The 20,503-nt window shown below is 40.1% G+C and carries 17 protein-coding genes; 5 read left to right on the top strand and 12 right to left on the bottom strand.

The features are described 5' to 3' along the window. Positions 1–303: 303 nt before the first annotated feature. On the top strand, positions 304–1,170 hold the full coding sequence (locus CALSC_RS05260) for a M23 family metallopeptidase (RefSeq protein WP_088240349.1): 867 nt from the start codon (positions 304–306) through the stop codon (positions 1,168–1,170). Here the strand turns inward: CALSC_RS05260 and CALSC_RS05255 are convergent. After that, positions 1,118–2,479, bottom strand: coding sequence for an NAD(P)/FAD-dependent oxidoreductase (locus tag CALSC_RS05255; RefSeq protein ID WP_088240348.1), 1,362 nt, complete (start codon positions 2,477–2,479; stop codon positions 1,118–1,120). The genes CALSC_RS05260 and CALSC_RS05255 overlap by 53 nt on opposite strands. A gap of 403 nt (positions 2,480–2,882) precedes the next feature. Next, the gene (gene ndk, locus CALSC_RS05250) at positions 2,883–3,332 is read right to left on the bottom strand and encodes a nucleoside-diphosphate kinase (RefSeq protein ID WP_088240352.1); all 450 of its coding nucleotides are present in this window, start codon (positions 3,330–3,332) and stop codon (positions 2,883–2,885) included. Positions 3,333–3,775: 443 nt separating this feature from the next. On the opposite strand from ndk, the gene speA reads away from it, so the two are divergent. Beyond that, complete coding sequence (speA, locus tag CALSC_RS05245) at positions 3,776–5,806, top strand: biosynthetic arginine decarboxylase (RefSeq protein WP_088240351.1); 2,031 nt, start codon at positions 3,776–3,778, stop codon at positions 5,804–5,806. A 223-nt stretch (positions 5,807–6,029) separates the two neighbouring features. On the opposite strand, the gene CALSC_RS05240 is transcribed toward speA, so the two are convergent. From CALSC_RS05240 to CALSC_RS05230, 3 genes are all read right to left on the bottom strand, one after another. Further along, the gene (locus CALSC_RS05240) at positions 6,030–7,199 is read right to left on the bottom strand and encodes a sugar phosphate nucleotidyltransferase (RefSeq protein ID WP_088240347.1); all 1,170 of its coding nucleotides are present in this window, start codon (positions 7,197–7,199) and stop codon (positions 6,030–6,032) included. Positions 7,200–7,430: 231 nt separating this feature from the next. Beyond that, entirely contained in the window at positions 7,431–8,273 is an 843-nt protein-coding gene (locus CALSC_RS05235; protein ID WP_088240346.1) for a segregation/condensation protein A, read from the bottom strand. Between the two features lie 436 nt (positions 8,274–8,709). Then, a complete protein-coding gene (locus CALSC_RS05230; protein WP_088240345.1) occupies positions 8,710–9,798 on the bottom strand; it encodes an AI-2E family transporter in 1,089 nt (362 codons plus the stop codon). A gap of 130 nt (positions 9,799–9,928) precedes the next feature. Between CALSC_RS05230 and pdxH the strand changes: the two genes are divergently transcribed. Then, positions 9,929–10,573, top strand: a complete 645-nt coding sequence (pdxH, locus tag CALSC_RS05225; RefSeq protein ID WP_088240350.1) for a pyridoxamine 5'-phosphate oxidase — start codon at positions 9,929–9,931, stop codon at positions 10,571–10,573. A 149-nt stretch (positions 10,574–10,722) separates the two neighbouring features. Here the strand turns inward: pdxH and CALSC_RS05220 are convergent, their stop codons facing one another. The 4 genes from CALSC_RS05220 to CALSC_RS05205 form a co-directional block, all read right to left on the bottom strand. Continuing rightward, positions 10,723–11,757, bottom strand: coding sequence for a hypothetical protein (locus CALSC_RS05220; RefSeq protein WP_088240344.1), 1,035 nt, complete (start codon positions 11,755–11,757; stop codon positions 10,723–10,725). 39 nt (positions 11,758–11,796) lie between these two features. Next, positions 11,797–12,591: a DUF3153 domain-containing protein gene (locus tag CALSC_RS05215; RefSeq protein WP_088240343.1), complete on the bottom strand. Its 795-nt coding sequence runs from the start codon at positions 12,589–12,591 to the stop codon at positions 11,797–11,799. 75 nt (positions 12,592–12,666) lie between these two features. Continuing rightward, a complete protein-coding gene (gene bamD, locus CALSC_RS05210; RefSeq protein ID WP_088240342.1) occupies positions 12,667–13,188 on the bottom strand; it encodes an outer membrane protein assembly factor BamD in 522 nt (173 codons plus the stop codon). Between the two features lie 381 nt (positions 13,189–13,569). Then, complete coding sequence (locus tag CALSC_RS05205) at positions 13,570–15,075, bottom strand: aminotransferase class I/II-fold pyridoxal phosphate-dependent enzyme (protein WP_088240341.1); 1,506 nt, start codon at positions 15,073–15,075, stop codon at positions 13,570–13,572. Between the two features lie 171 nt (positions 15,076–15,246). Here CALSC_RS05205 and ychF point away from each other — a divergent pair, with 171 nt between their 5' ends. Further along, positions 15,247–16,338: a redox-regulated ATPase YchF gene (ychF, locus tag CALSC_RS05200; protein WP_088240340.1), complete on the top strand. Its 1,092-nt coding sequence runs from the start codon at positions 15,247–15,249 to the stop codon at positions 16,336–16,338. Between the two features lie 145 nt (positions 16,339–16,483). Here ychF and CALSC_RS05195 read toward each other — a convergent pair whose 3' ends face one another. Both CALSC_RS05195 and CALSC_RS05190 read right to left on the bottom strand, forming a co-directional pair. Beyond that, positions 16,484–16,828, bottom strand: a complete 345-nt coding sequence (locus CALSC_RS05195; RefSeq protein ID WP_088240339.1) for a hypothetical protein — start codon at positions 16,826–16,828, stop codon at positions 16,484–16,486. A 181-nt stretch (positions 16,829–17,009) separates the two neighbouring features. Then, positions 17,010–17,876, bottom strand: coding sequence for a hypothetical protein (locus tag CALSC_RS05190; protein WP_088240338.1), 867 nt, complete (start codon positions 17,874–17,876; stop codon positions 17,010–17,012). Positions 17,877–18,130: 254 nt separating this feature from the next. Between CALSC_RS05190 and ygfZ the strand changes: the two genes are divergently transcribed. Beyond that, entirely contained in the window at positions 18,131–19,126 is a 996-nt protein-coding gene (gene ygfZ / locus CALSC_RS05185) for a CAF17-like 4Fe-4S cluster assembly/insertion protein YgfZ (RefSeq protein WP_088240337.1), read from the top strand. Between the two features lie 34 nt (positions 19,127–19,160). Here the strand turns inward: ygfZ and CALSC_RS26270 are convergent, their stop codons facing one another. Next, entirely contained in the window at positions 19,161–20,231 is a 1,071-nt protein-coding gene (locus CALSC_RS26270) for a DUF5331 domain-containing protein (RefSeq protein WP_159460566.1), read from the bottom strand. Positions 20,232–20,503 lie beyond the last annotated feature (272 nt).

The raw sequence follows: 20,503 nt of genomic DNA, 5'->3' as shown, positions 1-20,503 counted from the left end.
GACTAGTTAAAATGTTTTGTTTCTGGAGATTATTCAAGGCTGTAATGCCAATTGATCAATATTTTGGTATCTCTGCAATTCTAAAATAGATATTCCTAGTTATTTCTCAAATATACTGCCAAATATTGAATTTCTCAGATCGATTTAGATGAAATTTCCATGCTTCGGTATTTACGCAACTTCATCTTAACTTCACAGCTTCTTCATGAAAAATTAAAGAATAGCCTTATTTTCCCAGTATTTATAACGGTATTCTGGCAAAAGAAAGAAAAAATGTTGAAGAAACATTAACTTAAGTAAGGAATGTTTGCAGCAGTGATCCCACTATTAACGGATGTTTTACCTCCTGTTCCAGCGGTAATCAAACCGATGGAAGAAACTAACAATTCATCTATAGCTATAGATAAAGATGGGATTTTGATTTCTCTGAGAAATAGAAAGTTGAAAGTTTCTATGTCACCAAAGAAATCAAAGAGTAAATCTTTAGGTCGTCAATCAAGTAGAAAATCTTTACTGAGAAAACTCAGAAAATATTCTTCCCGTCGTCGTTATAGAAGAGGTATAGCTAGAGGTCGTAGACGCTATAGAAGGCTGTATTCCCGTCGTCGTAGATCGAGGAGAATATCCTATCGTCGTCGTAGATCGAGGAGAATATCCTATCGTCGTCGTAGGTCGAGAAGAATATCCTACCGTCGTCGCAGGTCAAGAAGAATATCCTATCGTCGTCGTTATAGAAGACCTTCATTACGTCAGAGATTACGAAGATATTCTGCCCGTCGTAGTTCAGGAAGATTTTATAATCCCTTACCAGGAAGAGTTGTAACGGGAAGATATGGATATAGAAGATATCCTCGACGAGGTATGCATTACGGAGTTGATCTGAGTGCTCCTCGTGGAACTCCGATTAAACCTGCTAGTTCTGGAGTTGTTTCCTATGCAGGCTATCAAGGAGGATATGGAAAGACTGTTGTGATTAAACACGGAAATGGACTTTCTACCAAATATGCTCACATGAGCAGAATTTTGGTGAGAAGAGGTACAACGGTCAATAAAGGTACGACCATAGGAAGAGTTGGCTCCACTGGTTTTAGTACTGGACCTCATCTACATTTTGAATTCAAGGTGAATAATTATCCTGTGAATCCATATCGGTATGTTCGCGGGTTCTAGTGGTAGTAAATCTCGATCTAGACTTGGAGCGTATACACTTAATTACTTGTACCTTTTGTCGTCGTACTAGTGATGTATTGACAGATATTTGAGGAAGAATAAGACGCACTAAGCGATCGCGAAATAAACAACCCCAAATCCAATTGATCAATACCAACAACTGATTACGAAAACCTGGGAGAATTAACAGATGTACTGCTAACCAGATTAACCAAGCTATTACACCTGTGAGTCTCACCCGACCCAAGTCTAAGACTCCATTATAACGTCCTAGAATTACCATATTGCCCATGTGTTGATAATACATGGGCAATAGCTTTTTATGTTGTATTTGGCGAATAATATTGCTGGCTGCTATTTTCCCTTGCTGTATGGCTACGGGTGCTAACATTGGCATTCCTGCTAAAGAAGCAAGGTCACCGACAATATAGACCTGTGGATGTTCGGGAACTTGTAATGTTGGTAGTACAGTTACTCGTCCATTAATATCTGTAGGTAATCCCCATGCTGTAGCTAAGGGGTTTCCAGTAACTCCTCCAGTCCAGATTGTTGTCTTTGTCGGTATTACAGTAGAACCTTGGAGATATACTGCTTCAGATGTTACTTGGGTAACACGCGATCGCAATAGTACCTCTACTCCCATTTTTTCCAATTGCAATTTGATATAAATACGCAATCTTTTGGGCATTTGAGGTACTAGGCTATCTCCAGCCTGTAAAAGAATGACTCTCACTTGACTAACATCTAAAGTGGGATAATCCTTGACAACAGCTGCAACCATCTCTCTTAAAGAAGCCGCCAACTCTACACCAGTGGCTCCACCACCAATAATCGTAAATGTCAGCAATTGTTGGCAAAGAGATGGATTTACTTCCAGAATAGCCTGCTCAAAACAACTGATAATCTGATTACGTAAATTTACTGCTTGTTCCAGTTTTTTTAAAGGGAAAGTATATTCTCTAGTTCCTGGTATACTTAAAAACTTAGAATTGCTACCTGTGGCAATAACGAGAAAATCATAGGGGATAAAATACTTGTCAGTTTGAATACATTGACTGCTGGTATCAATTTGCTTGACGTTTGCAGTCATAAACCGCACATTTTTAATATGCCGTAGCATACTGCGTATGGGGTAAGCGATCAGTTCTGGTTCTAGTTCCCCCGTAGCTACTTGATGCAATAGGGGAAAGGAAGTGTAATAGTTATCACTATTTAATAGCAACACATCTACAGGAGTATTAGCTAAAGCTCTAACTACTGATAATCCTCCAAAACCACCTCCAATAATTACCACCTGCTGACGTGACATTAATTAATCCAATCTAAAATTTTGATTATTATGCCACCAGATTAATTGAGGATTTATAATTTAGACAACCCAGAAATCTCTAGTCTTTGTTAATTATCTAACCATGCAAGCAATAAAGTCTGGATTATCCATAAGTAAAAACTATTATAAAAGTATTTGTTATAACCAGAAAAAGTAAGAGGAAAGGTGCAGGTAGCAGAGGAAAATGCCGTTTTCCTTCTGATCTTTTGGATCTTGCGATCGCAGGAAAAACTAAAACAAATACTTCGGTAAAATTATTTTGGTAAAACAAACAGGGAAAGGGCACGGCGTGGTTAATATAATTTATAACCAGAGAGATTGCAGATGCCGTGCCCCTACGGCAAATTTATCAGTTATATTGCGGAGTAAGATATCATTTAAATTACTCTTGCAACCAAGAAGTCATTGATGGTTGCCAACTAACTAAATCTTCATCCTTAAACCAGAGATTAACTTCTGTTTGAGCAGTTTCAATGGCATCAGAACCGTGGATAATATTACGACCAACACTGACTCCAAAATCTCCTCTGATGGTTCCAGGCTCAGCACTTAGTGGTTTGGTTGCACCAATCATTTTTCTTGCAGAAGCAACCACACCTTCACCTTCCCAAACCATTGCTACCACAGGACCAGAGGTAATAAATTCTATCAAGCTGGGAAAAAATGGTCTTTCCCGGTGAACAGCATAATGAGATTCCGCCAATTCCCGACTGACATTCATAAATTTCAAACCTATTAGGGTAAAACCTTTGCTTTCAAAACGGCGGATAATTTCACCCACTAGTCCGCGTTGTACTCCATCAGGCTTAATGGCTAAGAATGTGCGTTCCAAAACTATCTCCTTAAAACTAAACAAATTGTCCTTTATACTTTGTCATTTATCGTCCCTCTCCTGAATCAAAAGAGGGAAAGATTTTTATCTCACAAAAAGCGAGGGCGAGGTTGCGGGATAATCCATTCACCAACAAATCCTGATAAATAATGAATCCAAATCTCATAAAATAGATTTTTCTTCATTGATTTATTCTTCACCTTGAAGACGACCAATCAGAGTTTATCTCACAAAGTATCTTTCGGTGTAAGTAAGTCGGCACAATAAAACCAAACTATGTGAAGAATAGTAAATAAGCCTAAAACCCTTGTTCCCCCTGCTCCCTGCTCCCTGCCCCCTGCCTTATCCAAACGATAATTTTTTACGCCAACCTACTTATTTTCGCAGTGAGATGAATAAGTTAAATTGTAAGTTTGTGGGTGACTAGTAAAGGTAAGGAAGATATGGAAGCTGAATTAACTGTGACAGCTAATGAGGTGGTAAAGTTATCCTCCAATGGACATCAAACAGAAGTGAATCAGCAAAATCAAGATCAGGACAAGAAAAAGAAAAAAAAATCTTCGTCCAAGAATCTCTCCACATCCAGTATTTGGAGAATAGAAGATAGTGAAGCACTTTACCGTATAGAGGGTTGGGGACAACCTTATTTTTCCATTAATGCAGCTGGTCATGTAACTGTTTCTCCCAAAGGCGATCGCGGTGGTTCTTTGGATTTGTTTGAGTTGCTACAATCTTTAAAGCAGCGTAATTTGGGTCTACCGATGTTAATTCGTTTTTCCGATATTTTGGAAGACCGAATCAAAAGGTTAAATGCCTGTTTCGACCAAGCGATCGCTCGCTATAATTACTCTGGTATCTATCGTGGTGTATTCCCGGTCAAATGTAACCAGCAACGTCATTTGATTGAGGATTTAGTGAAATTTGGTCAACCCAATCAATTTGGTTTAGAAGCTGGTTCCAAGCCAGAATTAATGATTGCTCTGGCTTTATTAGATACCCCAGGAGCATTGTTAATTTGCAATGGCTACAAGGACGAGGAGTACATTGAAACAGCAATGTTGGCTCAAAAGCTGGGACAAACCCCAATCATTGTCCTAGAGCAAATTGAAGAGGTGGATCTGGTAATTAAAGTTAGTCAGCAGTTAGGAATTAAACCCATTGTGGGTGTGAGGGCAAAACTTAGTACCCAAGGTATGGGAAGATGGGGAACATCTAGTGGCGATCGCGCTAAATTTGGATTAACGATTCCGGAAATTATCCGCGCTGTAGATAAATTTCGAGATGCCAATTTGCTGGATTCCCTGCAACTATTACACTTTCACATCGGTTCCCAGATTTCTGCCATCAATGTAATTAAAGATGCCATCCAAGAAGCCAGTCGGATCTACGCTGAATTGGCTTTATTGGGGGCAAACATGACCTACCTTGATGTTGGTGGTGGACTGGGTGTAGACTATGACGGCTCCCAAACCAACTTCTATGCCTCCAAAAATTATAATATGCAGAACTATGCCAACGATATTGTGGCAGAGTTAAAAGATACCTGCGAAGAGAATAAATTAACCGTACCAACACTGATTAGTGAAAGTGGTAGAGCCATCGCTTCCCATCAGTCCGTTCTGATTTTTGATATTCTGAGTACTAGCGAAGTACCTTCCATCCTCCCAGAACCGCCACAGGATGGAGAATCCCAAGTAATTACCTACCTCTGGGAAACTTACCAATCAATCAATCAGAATAACTATCAAGAGTTTTATCACGATGCGGCTCAATTCAAAGAAGAAGCCATCAGTCGTTTTAATCTAGGGATTCTCAGTCTCAGGGAAAGAGCCAAAGCCGAACAATTATACTGGGCTTGTTGTCAAAAAGTACTCAACATTACTAGACAGCAAGAATACGTACCCGATGAACTGGAAGATCTAGAAAAAATTATGGCTTCCATTTACTACATTAATCTTTCAGTGTTTCAATCAGCACCAGACTGTTGGGCGATCGATCAACTCTTCCCCATTATGCCCATTCACCGCTTGGATGAAGAGCCTACACGTCGGGGAATTTTGGCAGACCTCACCTGTGATAGCGATGGTAAAATTGACCGTTTTATCGATCTCAGGGGCGTGAAATCAGTCTTAGAACTACATCCATTAAAAAGCGGAGAATCCTATTACCTAGGCATGTTTCTCAATGGAGCTTATCAGGAAATAATGGGCAACTTACACAATCTATTTGGCGACACCAACACAGTTCACATTCAACTCACTCCTAAAGGCTACCAGATTAAGCACGTTGTCAAAGGTGATACTATGAATGAAGTTCTAGGTTACGTGCAGTATGACACTGAGGATATGGTCGAAAATATCCGCCAGCGTTGTGAGCAAGCCTTAGAAGAGAAGCATATCTCCCTGGCAGAATCCCAAAAATTACTACAAACCTATGAAAAGAGTTTAAGTAAATATACGTATTTAGTTAGTTAAATGGTAAGGTGGAAAACCTCACCAAAAGGACAAGGGGCAGGGAGCAGAGGGGAGATAAACCTCATAAAAAATGTAGAGAGCAGCGCCGTCTTGGGGTCTCCCCCATGAGCGACTGCGGAGGGCGTGAATCACTTTGGCAGGAAAGATTCACAATCCTTCTCCCTTGCTCTCTGCACCCTGCTCCCCTGCCTCTTCTGTCCCTGCTCCCTGCCTTTTCTAGGTATTATAAGTTACCGTTAGTACCAAGTAATTCTGCGATCGCTTGTCGTTCCACAGGGGTTTGAACCGGTGGAGCTTGACGAGCATCAGTAATTAACCAATCCAAAGAGGCTTCTTGGACATCAATAGTAGCTCCAGTTTTATCAACGCAATAGCGTCCAAAAACCAGTTTATCAACCAAGCGGACACCAGGACCTAAACGAGACCATTCAAAAATCACACTGTTTTCTACCGTTGCATTATTGCAAATCCAGCAATTGGGTCCAATCATCGCTGGACCAACGATTTTAGCCCCATCTTCAATTCTGGTCATCCCACCAATATAAACTGGACCAGTGATGTCAACCTTGTCCCAATTGACAGCCACATTCAAGCCAGTATAAATCCCAGGAGCAACCTCTTGACCGGGGATTTCCACATTTTTAATTTCTCCAGACAAGACACCACGAATTGCCCGCCAATAATCTGGGACTTTACCAATATCTACCCATTCAAAATTCATTGGTAGAGCATAGAAAGGAGCCCCTATCTCTACTAATTTCGGGAATAAGTCACCACCAATATCGTACTCGACACCGGAAGGAATATACTTGAATACCTCTGGTTCAAAAATATAAATACCAGTGTTGATATTAGTGCTTAAAGCTTCTTCTACTCTGGGTTTTTCCTGGAAAGTTTTCACCCGTCCATCATCATCAGTTACCACCACACCATAACTGGAAACTTCTTCACGGGGAACAGGCTTAGTAATAATAGTCGCAATTGATCCTTTGGCTCTATGCCATTTAACAGCAGCAGTTAAATCTAAATCAATTAATGCATCTCCACATAACACCACAAAGGTATCATCGAAAAACGGATAGAAGTCTTGAATTTTTCGCATACCACCGGCAGAACCGAGGGCTTCTCCCATTAATGTCCCATCAACAATACGTCCTTCAAAAGAATAGGCTATTTGCACACCAAACCTTTGACCATCACGGAAATAGCCTTCAATTTCATCAGCCAGATGGCTCACATTTACCATGATTTCGTCAAATCCGTGTTGACGCAGCAATTCCAGTAAAAATTCCATCACAGGCTTTTGCAGGATAGGAATCATCGGTTTGGGAATTGTGTAGGTAATCGGACGCACACGAGTACCTTTACCAGCCGCGAGAATCATCGCTTTCATAAAAATTTATCCCTCAACCACAAGCCAGGTTACTATACTATGATCAAATAATACTTAATCATCCGTGGATTGACGATTACTACCATCCTTCCAAGTAAGGAGAAAGTAATTTCTACCACTTTCGGCAACCATTAGTATAACTAGAGATAACTAGATCCGGAAATATCAGACACTAAAATTATCCAACTTCCATCACTCCTTCCCTTGAACACTTCTTCCCTCCATACAAATTTATACCTCAACTAAAGATAATGCGGATGATAAGTTACTACTATGTTCTTGAGCATCGGCAATCAAGCGAATTTTGACATCTTGGTAAAATTCTTCTTGGATTAACTCAACCTTGGATTGAGCTGAAAGTAACAAAAGTGCCCAAAAAACGCTGACAATATAACTATTGGGTGAATGATGGCTGGAAGAATTTGGATCTAGTTGTTTAGTTTGAGTCCAAAGTTCGACTAATTGTTCCAAATTCAGCCAATTTTGCCGAAGACAAAGCTCATCTGCTTTCAATTGCAACACCTGCTCTAGTTCACCAGCCACTTCTGTTAAATTTTCTTGGTGTGCTAAGTCTAGAGCCGCTCTCATGGTTTTGACAGTGGCTTGTTTTCGAGTGCGAACAGGCTTCTCAACACTTTGTATTTTTTGCAGCCTGTCTGCCATGATATGCAATTGTTCAATTAATTCTGTCAGGGATACCCGACGTTTAGGAGGTGGCATTGCTGCTGGACGACGGCGCAATTGCTTTTCTAATGGCAATCTTACCCCATGATATGAAATGCCGTCCATTTCTTCTAATAGGGACTCTTCTGGCAATATTTCTGCTTCTTCAGCAGCAGATTGCAATTCCATCAATGAGTTTGCTTTAAACAGTACCAACATTGATGCTGATAAAAAAGCTTGTCCTGATTGAGATAAATCAGATTCATAACCTCTAGGAGTAGATTCTGTTACCATAAATTCCAAGTAACGATCAATCACTTCAATTACTTTTACATCCCAAGGATCTATTTCTCCTTGTTCTGCCTGCTGAATCAGCTGAGTAATTGTTTCCAATAATTCCGAAGCATCCATTAACAATTTCCAGTGACAATAAGGAGTGGGGAATCGGGAGTGGGGAGTCGGGAGTAGGGAATGGGGAGTGGGGAATCGGGAGTGGGGAGTCGGGAGTAGGGAATGGGGAGTGGGGAATCGGGAGTGGGGAATCGTTCACAAAAAGTAAGGGGAGCAGGGGAGTAAGGGAGATAAGGGGAGCTTCCAGGAATAAATTCGGCTAATAGGTAAAGGGTATGTTATAAATTGCATTTTAGTACTGCTGGAGGGGAGTCATTTAATTTTGCAGATGTCTTATTTTTAAAGCTAAATCTTAGCATCAGATAAAACTATCACAATATTTAATTTTTGCAACAGCACCATCAACCCCAGGGGTGATGAAAATTGTTTTTTATTACTGGTAATTCACTACGTGTTTTGGAATTTACAAGTTACCTCTTCCTTCTCGCGTAGCGAGTTAATGAGATGAAAAATCATTGTCCAAAGTGATCCCAGAAGATATGCCCATACCTTTTTTTTGTTTTTGTACTGCCTCAAAAGTTTCCTTAATTGTGCCAGCAATAGGTACTGCAACTAATGTTCCCAGCAAGCCGCCAATTTCAAACCCGACTAAAATAGAAACGAAAATCCAGATGGGATTGAGTCCAGTTACATTACCCAATAATTTTGGTGCTAGGAGATTATCTTTGATTTGTTGTAAAATTATGGACACCAAAGCAACTTGAAAGGCTAACCACCAGCTTTGCAACAGTACTAAAAGAGTGGCAATACCAATACCAAGAGTTGCTCCCACAAAGGGAATGAGTTGGGATACACCAATGATAATGGCTAGTACCAATCCAAAGGGTACTTGGAGTATTAAGAAAATGGGAGTCAGGGTGAATACCATAAACAGCCCTAGCAATAGCTGGCTGAGAAAGAAATTATGGAAATTTAACCGTAAAGATACGCTACAGGGCAATCTAATTTGCGGTGGCAATAGGTTGAATAATCCATCCCAGACGCGATCGCCATACAATAGCATGTAAAATGCCAATACTGTAACTAATACGAAATTAATAGATACGGATACAAGTATACTAGCTATGCCAACAGCAGCAGAAGCTAGGGTTTGGATTAATTTCTCAATGTTGGCATTTATTTGAGTGGTGAATACATTCAGATCTATTGGTAAACGCCTCTTTTTCGCTAAGTTTTGCAGGTACTCTAAGTTGTTTTGAGAACTGCTTAACCAGTCCGGAATTTGGTCTAACAGTTGAATCGTTTGATCGATGACTACGGGTACCAAAGTTATACCCACAACTATGACAATGGCTAAACTGAGGAATAAGACAATAATTATGGCTTGTGTACGAGAAAAACGTACTCGCTGTAAAAAATTGACTGGATAATTCAGTAAGAATGCCATAATTGCGGCAAGACTAAAAATAGTAATGGGATTACGAAAATATTTAAACAATTCAGATAGCAGCCAGACATTGAGGGCAATAATAGGACCGCTAAGACCGTAAATTAGCAGGTTTTGTAGGGAAGTCCAACGGCGCATTTGATACCATCTATTTGAGAATCTATTGGACAAAGTAGGTAGTCAGTTAGTTGATGCCAATCACCATCATAGATATTTTTATTAATTAGACAGCATATATGCCTAATTGTTTGCAAGGAAATAAATGACAATGGAAAAAACTATAGCTGAACTCCGCAAGGATTATACTTTGAAGGGGCTGAGTGAAGATGAAATGAGCCCCAATCCTTTTAAACAATTTGCTGTTTGGTTTGAACAAGCATTAAGTGCCGAATTACCAGAACCAAATGCCATGACTGTAGCTACTGCTACTCCAGACGGTAAACCTTCGGCAAGGATTGTACTTCTGAAAGATTTTGATCCCAGAGGTTTTGTTTTTTATACCAATTACCATAGTCATAAAGGATCAGAATTAACCAATAATCCCCAAGCCGCACTGGTGTTTTGGTGGGCAGAATTGGAACGTCAAGTACGTATTTGTGGAGAGGTGGAAAGAGTTTCTGCCGAGGAGTCAGATAAGTATTTTTACAGTCGTCCCCTCAATAGTCGCTTGGGTGCTTGGGCTTCTGAACAAAGTCAGGCGATCGCTAGTCGAGATATATTAGAGCAAAGGTTGCAAGAATTACAACTCAAGTATCAAAATCAAGATGTACCCCGCCCTCCCCATTGGGGAGGTTGGCGAGTAATCCCCAAAGAAATTGAATTTTGGCAGGGACGACCTAGTCGCTTACATGATCGCTTGCGTTATACCCTAGTAGACTCAGGTAATTGGCAAATTGAGCGTTTATCACCCTAGGGGAAGAAAGCAGGGGAGCAGGGGAGATAAATCTATCCTTATGAGCTTTTCTTCCCTTGTACCTTGCTCCCTAATCTACACCTAAAATTATAAAAGTCGGGAGGAGGCAGGGTTTTAGATGTTGATTTCGCGAGGATGATCAAAGAGGTTTAATCTTGAGTGATTGAGGGAGTTGTGGCTGTCTGGATATCATGTTTGATATTTTCATTGTGCAGCCGCTCTATCCCTTCTATCCCTAGAGTATATTTGCAAAAATCATCCACTTGTGCTTGATAGATTTGACCCTGTCTACCAAAACTAAATTGGGATGCAGCAATTACCATTTCTCGACGGGATAGTTCAACGGCTAGCCAGCGAATCGCTGGTTTTAACAGTTGCCGATATCGGTCTTTCAAATCTGGCTGAGACAGCTGATCTGCTCCAGATTCCCAGACAGTGTATATTTTAGAGGCTGCGTTACCTTGTAGGTCGCTAATTTCAAAAGTAATACCCAACTTGTGATGTTCGTTACCCTGACTTTGCAGAATACTGGTAACTTTTGTTCCTCGAGGCGGAAACATTACATGCAGTAATTGCACTGTCGAATCGAGTTGATCTGGTGTAAATTTTTGCAATGAAGCAATTAAATCTGCCAGTCTTTGGTCTGGAAGGGTTTTAGGTAAGGGTAATTTATTAGTAAGACGAGGAACATTATTTTCCAGGGAAACATATTGCTGTTTTATCTGTTGATGAACAGTATTCATTTCCTGAATTAGGTTTTGTCTTGCCAATTGACTCAAACCCGGTAAAACCAGATCCATCTCGGTTGTACCAGTGGCGTTATTAAAATTATCAATAATCAATTGGGATGGACGATTAATAATCAGCAAAATAACCCGGTAAATTACCAAAATACAGAGGAATCCAGCCAATACCTTGGCGAGGAAAAAAATAATGATTGTCAAGCTTTTATCTAGCTGTTCTAAATCTGTGGCTAATTTACCAACCTGGTGAATTTTTGTCTGTTGGGAGATTGGGGTAGGGTTTGCTGGTTTGACTTTTTCATCACCTATGGGTAGAGGAGTTTGGGCAGATACAGTGGGATGCACCAGTAACAAAGCGAACATTAATAAAAATCGGACTTTCACTATTTCAATTAGCTCTGGTATGACATAAGTATAAAGTGTGCCCGAATTATAATACATTGATGGGTGTGGTATTGATAGAGATTTTCAGTTATTCTCTCACTCCATCACACCTTCATTCCTAACTTGGGGAGGAGTCATATAGTTGTATCGCAGATAAATCCCTGCTGCAACCAAGACGATGATCAATAATGTGCCAATACCTAGGGGATTAGGAAGCCAGAATAGGACTTCAATGTGATTAATTTCTCCTGGATTGAGTCGCCAAGTGAGTTGATTTTGCTGTTTTTCGGGTTGGGGTGCATCTTCTGTGGTGGAAATATTATTTGCTCCCCAAGGTGTTTTCAAGCTAAATTCTAGATCGAGAATAGAGTCAGCATTTGACAATACATTACCTTGACTGGAAATCAAACCTAGCGATCGCAAGTCTAAATCATAAACGAAGTGATCCTGTTCTATAAGGAAAAAGTTTTTTTGCTCTAAGCGTAGGTTTGATTCTAGCTGGGGAATTTCCGATTCATTATTTGCATCGTCTGGCTGATTTGCTTCATCTTGGTTTGGGTTGAAAAATTGGTTAAACTTGGTTTGCAGTTCTTCCCCATTGCTAAAAGGGATGTGGACAATCACTTCTTCCCTGGAAAGTCGCTGGATTTTACCTTCCATCTTTTGGGCGCGATGCTCAATGCTATTTAACCACTCATAGACTGTTTCACCACTAAAACTGGTTAATCTTTGCCCTAATTTAATATGTTGTACCAATTCTCCACTATTGGAGTTGTCAAAGGTGACACCCAAGTCATATTTAACACAGCCCGACAGCAGTAAGGATGCAAATAAAAAGATAAATACATTCCTCACTGGCAATAAACTTTTAAGTTTCGCCAACCATTTCATTATATTAATCCTCTTGTGATCAGTTAAAAATATATGGTGATCTGCTGTTATATAATGCGACTGTGGGGATTTTGTTTATAAACTTAACCAAAGTAAACTGGCGACAATAATCGCGATCGCCATCAAAGCTACCCAAATAAAATTATTATCCTGAGTATTTACCTGGCTGAGATCAATTATTTCTGGTTGGGGTGAAGCTTTACCCTGAGAAGATGGGGAAGTTCTCACAGGAAAACTGGCTGGGGATTTATTGTCCGAGAGATTGGAAAAATCGGGAATTTTTGTCATCCATTCTTGGGGACGCTCTAACTTTGGTGCCGTGAGGATATAATGTAAACGCTTTGCTTCCTTATTAGTTTCAAAATTAGCATGTCTCTTGAGTTTTTCACATAAAGCGATCGCTTCTTCATTTCGTCCTGCGGCTTCATAGGCTGTTACCAACCAAATTTGCACATCCCCAGACAATTTCGTATGTGGTGCTAATAAAGCACCCGCCTTTTCCAATTGCTCTACAGCTTCCCGGTAATGGCCATTTTCAAAAGCAATTTTCCCTTTTTGATAGCGGTTTTTAGCAATTTCTAAACTTTCTGAGCTCACGGTTTATATACCAATCTGCACCTTATCCATTGTGCCAAGATTGCTCATGTTTGTGGCATGTTGGGAAAAATTGCAACCTACACCAACTCTTTGTAACAATATACTTAATAATGCTTAATTTTTAACCTTGAGTGCGATCATAATTTCTCGTAGGTTGGTTGGGACCAAGTGGAACCCGACATAAGACATGGTACCAATAGAGATTATTTAAACAACTATATACTTAATTGTTCGCTAAAAAAACACTTCAAACCTTGATATAAATCTCACTTTAGGGAAGAATATAAATATTAAAGATTGCGATCGCAAATTTTATTCACTCTCTACAAATACCAAAATGTTGGGTTACGCTCCACCTAACCTACCCCTAAATTATAAATTCTAAATTTTCACAACCTTGATTGTTCTCAAACTAGTATCCGCACAACCACTGATAAATCCTCCCATACGTTTAATTTGTTGCAAGTATGCCAAAGCCTCCATAGAAATAGCCTCTCCCGGCATGATTATGGGTATTCCTGGAGGATAGGGGCAAACAATTTCCGCACAAATGCGATTGGAAAGGGTCTTACTCTCCATAGGTAAGGCTTCTGTATGGGCAAAAAATGCCTCCCGTGGCAGCATTAACATGGAATTACTAATATGTGTAAAATCATGCCAAGCTGACTGGGATAACTTGACGTGGGTGTGGTTCAATGGTTGACGATATTCTTGGGCGAGAATAACAAACCCTTGAACTAAATAATTTATATCTTCTTGGGTATTACCCAAACTAATGATAAAAGTAAGATTATGGAGGGATGCAAGCTCACAGGTAATGCCCAGGTGCTCATCCAAAATTTCCTCTGCGGCAAACCCTGTTAAACCTAACTCAGAAACCCTCACAGTTAAGCGAGTTTGATCTAAAGTCACAAAACCAGGGGATGATAATTTAGGTACTTCTAACACCGATAATCCCGGAATCTGACTAATATGACTTCTTGCTTGCTCTGCTAATTGCAATGTGCGAGACATTAATTCTTCCCCACAGACAGCCATCTGCTGCCGTGCTGCATCCAAGGAAGCTAAAAGTAAATAGCTGGGGCTGGAAGATTGTAATAATTGTAAAGCTTTATGTACCCGATCTTGGTCTATTATCTCACCTTGGATATGTAACATAGATGCCTGGGTCATAGCACCTAAAACCTTGTGGATAGATTGGATAGTTAAATCTGCGCCTGCCGCCAGAGCTGTGGTGGGGAGTTGTTGATGAAAAGCAAAGTGTGCGCCGTGTGCCTCATCCACCAATAGGGGTATATTATACTGGTGGGCAATATTCGCGATCGCATCCACATCTCCACAAACTCCATAATAGGTGGGATACACCATCATCACTGCTTTAGCATCAGGATGCATTTCTAGGGCTGCGGCTACTCCTTGGGGTGTAATACTATGGGCAATATCCAGCACTGGGTCATATTCTGGATTGACAAAAATGGGGATGGCACCAGAAAGAATTAAACCGGAAATTGCCGAAGTATGAACATTACGGGGCAAAATAATTTTATCCCCACTGCCACAAGTTGCTAAAATGGCTGCCTCTACCCCACAGGTAGAACCATTAACTAAAAACCATGTATGTGAAGCACCGAAAGCTTGTGCTGCTAATGACTGAGCTGCATGAATCACCCCTGTAGGTGCAAATAGATTATCTAACGCCGTTAACTCTGTTAAATCAGCGCGAAACACATCTTTACCAAAATAGGCAGTTAATTTAGGGGAAATTCCTTGTCCTAACTTGTGTCCAGGGGTGTAAAATGCGGTGTGGGGTTTATTCGCACAATCCCAAAGAGTATCTAATAGAGGGGTGTTGGTGGGAGAGAATTCCGAATTGCAGTTTAATGGCATGAGGATAATAATAGGATTGAGATTAATGGTGCAGGTAACGGTACACCAAAAAAAGAGGGAAAATAAAAAGTTCTCATGTTAGGTTAGTCCCTTAGTGGTTTGTCAACCTTGTTTATACGGACACAATCTGGATTGTCCAATCAATCTACAATCTAAAATCTAAAATCCAAAATGTTAAGAGCTGGTATTGTCGGACTTCCCAACGTCGGAAAATCTACTTTATTCAATGCTTTGGTGGCTAATGCCAAGGCGGAAGCTGCGAACTTCCCTTTTTGTACCATTGAACCGAATGTCGGTGTCGTTTCAGTACCAGATGAGCGGTTAAATGTTTTAGCTGATATTTCCACATCCAAACAAGTGGTTCCCGCACGGGTGGAATTTGTGGATATTGCGGGGTTAGTGAAAGGTGCGAGTCAGGGGGAAGGTTTAGGAAATCAATTTTTGTCTAATATTCGGGAAGTAGATGCGATCGTTCATGTAGTAAGATGTTTTGAAAATGATGACATTATTCATGTTGCTGGTTCTGTAGATCCAGCCAGGGATATTGAAACAATTAATTTAGAATTAGTTTTAGCAGATTTGGGACAAGTTGAAAAACGTATAGAACGCACTCGCAAACAAGCCCGTGCCAATAAAGAAGCGCAGGCTGAATTGGCAATTTTGCAAAAATTAGCGGCGGCTTTAAATGAGGGGAAATCTGTTCGCCAAATAGATTTAACTGAGGAAGAATTTGAGGTAATTAAGCATCTAGGAATGTTGACTGCCAAACCCATTATTTATGCAGCTAATGTTTCTGAAGATGACTTAGCTACTGGGAATGAATTTGTGGAAAAAGTTAGGGGAGTGGCAGCAAAAGAGAATGCTCAAGTTGTAGTTATTTCCGCCCAAGTAGAAGCAGAATTAATTGAATTACCAGAGGCAGATAGGGCAGATTTTCTCGAATCTCTAGGAGTAGAAGAAGGTGGTTTAAAATCCTTAATTCGTGCTACTTATACTCTGCTTGGTTTGCGGACATATTTCACTTCTGGGGAGAAAGAAACCCGTGCTTGGACAATTAAAGCTGGAATGTCAGCACCCCAAGCTGCGGGAGTCATTCACACTGATTTTGAGCGGGGATTTATTCGCGCAGAAACCGTTGGTTATGATGATTTAGTCAATTCTGGCTCTTTGGGTTCTGCGAAGGAAAAAGGATTAGTTCGTAGTGAAGGGAAGGAGTATATTGTCAAGGAAGGGGATGTGATGTTATTCCGTTTTAATGTTTAATGATTTAATCCTCAATCTCCCCTACCCACAAAAACTACAGAAATGGTAGTTTATCGTCAAGATTCTACCATTTCTGTGATTATCAAAATTGTAGTTACGGTATTGGAAGCAACAGCAACAAAGGTTGTATCCCAGACTAGTTAAGTTATTGCCTAGAGATGCTATTTAGCTGATTAGCTACTGCATTTAGATAAATACGATTATTAATGGTGTCTGGAGATAGTCTACCAAGAGCGATCGCACTTTTGACTAAATCTTCAGCACTAATATCTCCATATCTGACACGATTTACAAATGCACCATTGCTAGGAATACCTTGCTCTTGAAAATATCCTTGATAACCGAGAAAAACAAGGTTAAATGGTTTAACATTTCTAGTTACTTGATTGCGGCTCTCTTGGGAACTGGTAGCAATTTCTCTAGCAAAAACAGGTGTAGCAGCAGTTGTCAATAAAAGGGTTCCTAAGCCAGCGATTAAAAAACGTTTCATAATAGTTTCTCCTGTATCAGTTCAATTCCAGTGATTTAGTTTTCGTCCTTAATTACTAGAATGGCTGAGCAAACTGAGGAGGCTATGATTGGTAAATGAGAAATGGGTGAGAGTTAAGTAAGAAAATTTTCATATAGCACTACACGCAAGTAATAAGTTTACTGCTCATAAGTTTGATGCTTTAACAATGTCTGTGCCCTAATTGGGTAGTACCATAACATTCATACCAAATACCGTGTAAACTGCAAAGTTTTTTTCTATCAAACGCCATACCATCGTATCGGGAAAAATCTTTTTCTTGTCTACCAATTTCAAAATTGTTGATATATTCTCGAACAATGGATTGGGGAGAACCTGTTGTTTGACAAATTTGTTCAAGATCCATTCCCTGAGAATATAATGCCAAAATCAGATATGGTTTACCCTTGCTAATTCTTCTCGGTTCAGTCAAGTAGCGATAGGGAAGCAGAATGAACCAATGCATATTATTAGATGCAGTTGATTTTTTCAAAGATAGTCCCACCCTAGCAGTAGAAAATATTGGCTTTACTTGTCCTACGGGTACTGTTTCCAATCGAAGAATATGATTCTGCTCCCAAGCTCTAGCCTGGGCGATTTTTTCATCCAGAGCAGCAACGCTGTTAGTATTGGTTTGGGCTAGTAAATAGTCTACACACAAGGATGGGCCACAAACTATATTCCCATTCAATGTTTGGAGACTGCGAATCAGAATACCTCCATATGCATGGTAATTACCAAACGTCAAATCTAACCCTTTAAAAGTTCCACCTTTATAACTTTCACCCTGACGATGAAAATACCATTTTCCTGGTTCGGTTTGTAGATTATCTCGATGGGTAAAGAAATCTGGGTGTATGGGAGAAAAATAATAAAATTCTATTTCTACAAGTCGGTGGGGTATGTTATTTACTACAAGTTGGGAATGGTTCAATAAATTTTGAGCAATATTAATAAACCAGTTCTCAATAGTATTTATACTCGTTTGATTCTCTGGCTGTTGTAATATTTTTTGCCAATCTAATGCCATTTTGGATTTTAGATTTTAGATTTTAGATTTTGGATTGTGAAAGAGCTTGACTTATATCATGTCTGCCTGATTACTTGTAATATTGCCATCCATGCAAAAATCACCCAAACTCTTTTTTCCCCCTGCCCCCTGCCCCCTTGCAGTCCTAATGATAAGTATTTAACCGGACATGATATTGGTTATTGAAGGGATGAATCGTAATCTGATAGGATTTTCAAGGCGCAAATCTTAACCATACTCACTATTAAATTACCATGTCATCAGCCATTGATAGCCAAGACATAGCAGCCATTCAAGCTGTACAAACAGGAGTAGCATTATACGATCGCAGTCATTGGGGACGGGTGAAAATTGCAGATGAAGATCGCTTACGATTTTTGCATAACCAAAGTACCAATGATTTCCTTACTCTCCAACCAGGACAAGGTTGTGATACAGTTTTTGTTACATCCACTGGTCGCACTATCGATTTAGCTACAGCTTATGTGCAAGATGATGCGGTGATTCTCTTGGTATCCCCCCAGCGCCGTCAATTACTGATGGAATGGCTAGATAAGTATATCTTTTTTGCTGATAAGGTAAAACTAAGTGATATTACTGAATTTACTGTCACCTTTAACCTAATTGGTTCTGGTAGTGATGCAGTGGTGGAAAAACTGGGAGCAGGAGAACTGATTGGTAAACCATATGCTAGCCACCAAATAGTTTCTTTACCATCGGTGGAAGGTATACGAATTGCTGTGGGTAGTGGTTTGACTACTCCTGGATACACCCTCATGTTTCCCATCACAGATAAAGACAAGGTACGGGAACAAATCTTAGAATTGGGTGCAGTGGAAATGAGTGATCGCGCCTGGGATATGTTACGTATTTTACAAGGACGACCAATGCCAGATTCAGAATTAACAGATGATTATAATCCTCTAGAAGTTGGCTTATGGCAGACTATTTCCTTTAATAAAGGCTGTTACATCGGACAGGAAACCATTGCTCGTCTCAATACCTATAAAGGGGTGAAACAATACCTTTGGGGCATTCGCCTCACAGCTCCGGCAGAACCAGGCACTTTAATTACCATTGGAGAAGAGAAAGTAGGTAAAATTACTAGTTATACTCCGACTGGGGATGGTCATTTTGGGCTTGGTTATGTTCGTACTAAAGCTGGTGGTGTAGGTTTACAAGTTCAAGTTGGTGATGCTGAAGGGGAAATTATAGCAGTACCTTTTGTCTCCCATGAGTATCCTAGTTAGAGCTTGTTGTTCCCGTAGCGCTGTCAATAAAGACTCAAAATGGAAGAATAATGGCATCTTCTCGATCCCATCCCGCACCTTGACAAAAATCATCAACCCAAGAAGCCAAGTTAAAACGCCTTCTCTTGTGAGAAGATACATTTTCTTCCTGATTACCTCCTTCCTCTGGCTGTGGTTGATTTTCCCCCTCTGGCTGTGGTTGATTTTCCCGCCAACTACCAAATTGCACAGATTGATTGTCCGCAGCAATTGATGGGATGGAGATTGTTTCCCCTAATTTGTATGGGGGAGATACCTCTTCTGGAGACTTTTGCACATCACTAAGTATTGGTTCTGTCTGGTGAAACATCCCTGTCATTTCATCCAACACAAAAGTATGTAATGGTAGAGAAGGGGGAATTTTCTCTCGAGGCGGCTCAGTTGGTGGGTACATGGGGTAATCCTTGACAGCCCCTACTGGTTGAGAAATTTTTGTTGGTAAAGTTGGTGTGGCGATTTCCTCCATCATAGATTGGGTTTTGGCATTATCTTTGTTTCCCAATACTGCTACTGGTTGGAGAAAATTCTCTGCTGCTGTTGTCTGTTGATGAACAAAATCTGGTGAATGCTGATTTACATGTTTTGTAGCCACCGAGGATGCTACTGGCTGGTTAACAATCTCCTGTTCTTCATCTACAAGCATTGCCATTAAGTTAATATTTTCCCTCATGGCTTGTTCGTCCACCATTTCAGCATGGGATAGGCATTCATCCTCTGGTTGTCTATCATAAACTAGATTTTCCCATAGCGATCGCTCATGGGTGCGATCGTTATTATGAGTATGATAGTGGGAATCAATTAAATGTAAATGTTCTTCCGGGTTAAAATTAAGTCCCAAGGCAGAAACAATTTGGTCTGGGTTATCACTGAGTTCTAGAACAAATGGGAATACCTGCTCTAGCTTTGGTTCTAGGACAGATAAAGTTGCCAAAATAAAGCTAGAAAGAGGGCGACGTTCACCATCATAAGTAGCCCATACACGCATTTTTACTAACCAGGCATGGTTTTTTTGGTAGTAATTCAACCACTTTAATTTTAAAGATTGGCGCAGATCCTGAATATTCATGATATGGTTCGCTGAAGTTAACAAGAATTTATCTATCAAATTGTTAATTTAAGTCAGTCCAAAGGTAATATAGCGCTATGCACAAGTAACAAGGTTACTGTTCATAGGTTTGGCGCTTCAACAATGTCCGCACCCTAATTACGTAGTGCTATAACAATTAAAAATTCGTCTTTCACTCAAAGCACCGGAACTTTCCGTCAAATTCAGAAACTTAAATTTGAGTCTAGATTTTAAGACTTGCATCTCTTGCTTGTTTGATTGTAGAGAATTTA

The sequence above is a fragment of the Calothrix rhizosoleniae SC01 genome, assembly GCF_900185595.1.
GTDB classification, from domain to species: Bacteria; Cyanobacteriota; Cyanobacteriia; order Cyanobacteriales; family Nostocaceae; genus Calothrix_A; species Calothrix_A rhizosoleniae.
Note: the sequence above shows the minus strand (reverse complement) of the source record. Positions and strands in the feature narration are given on the sequence as shown.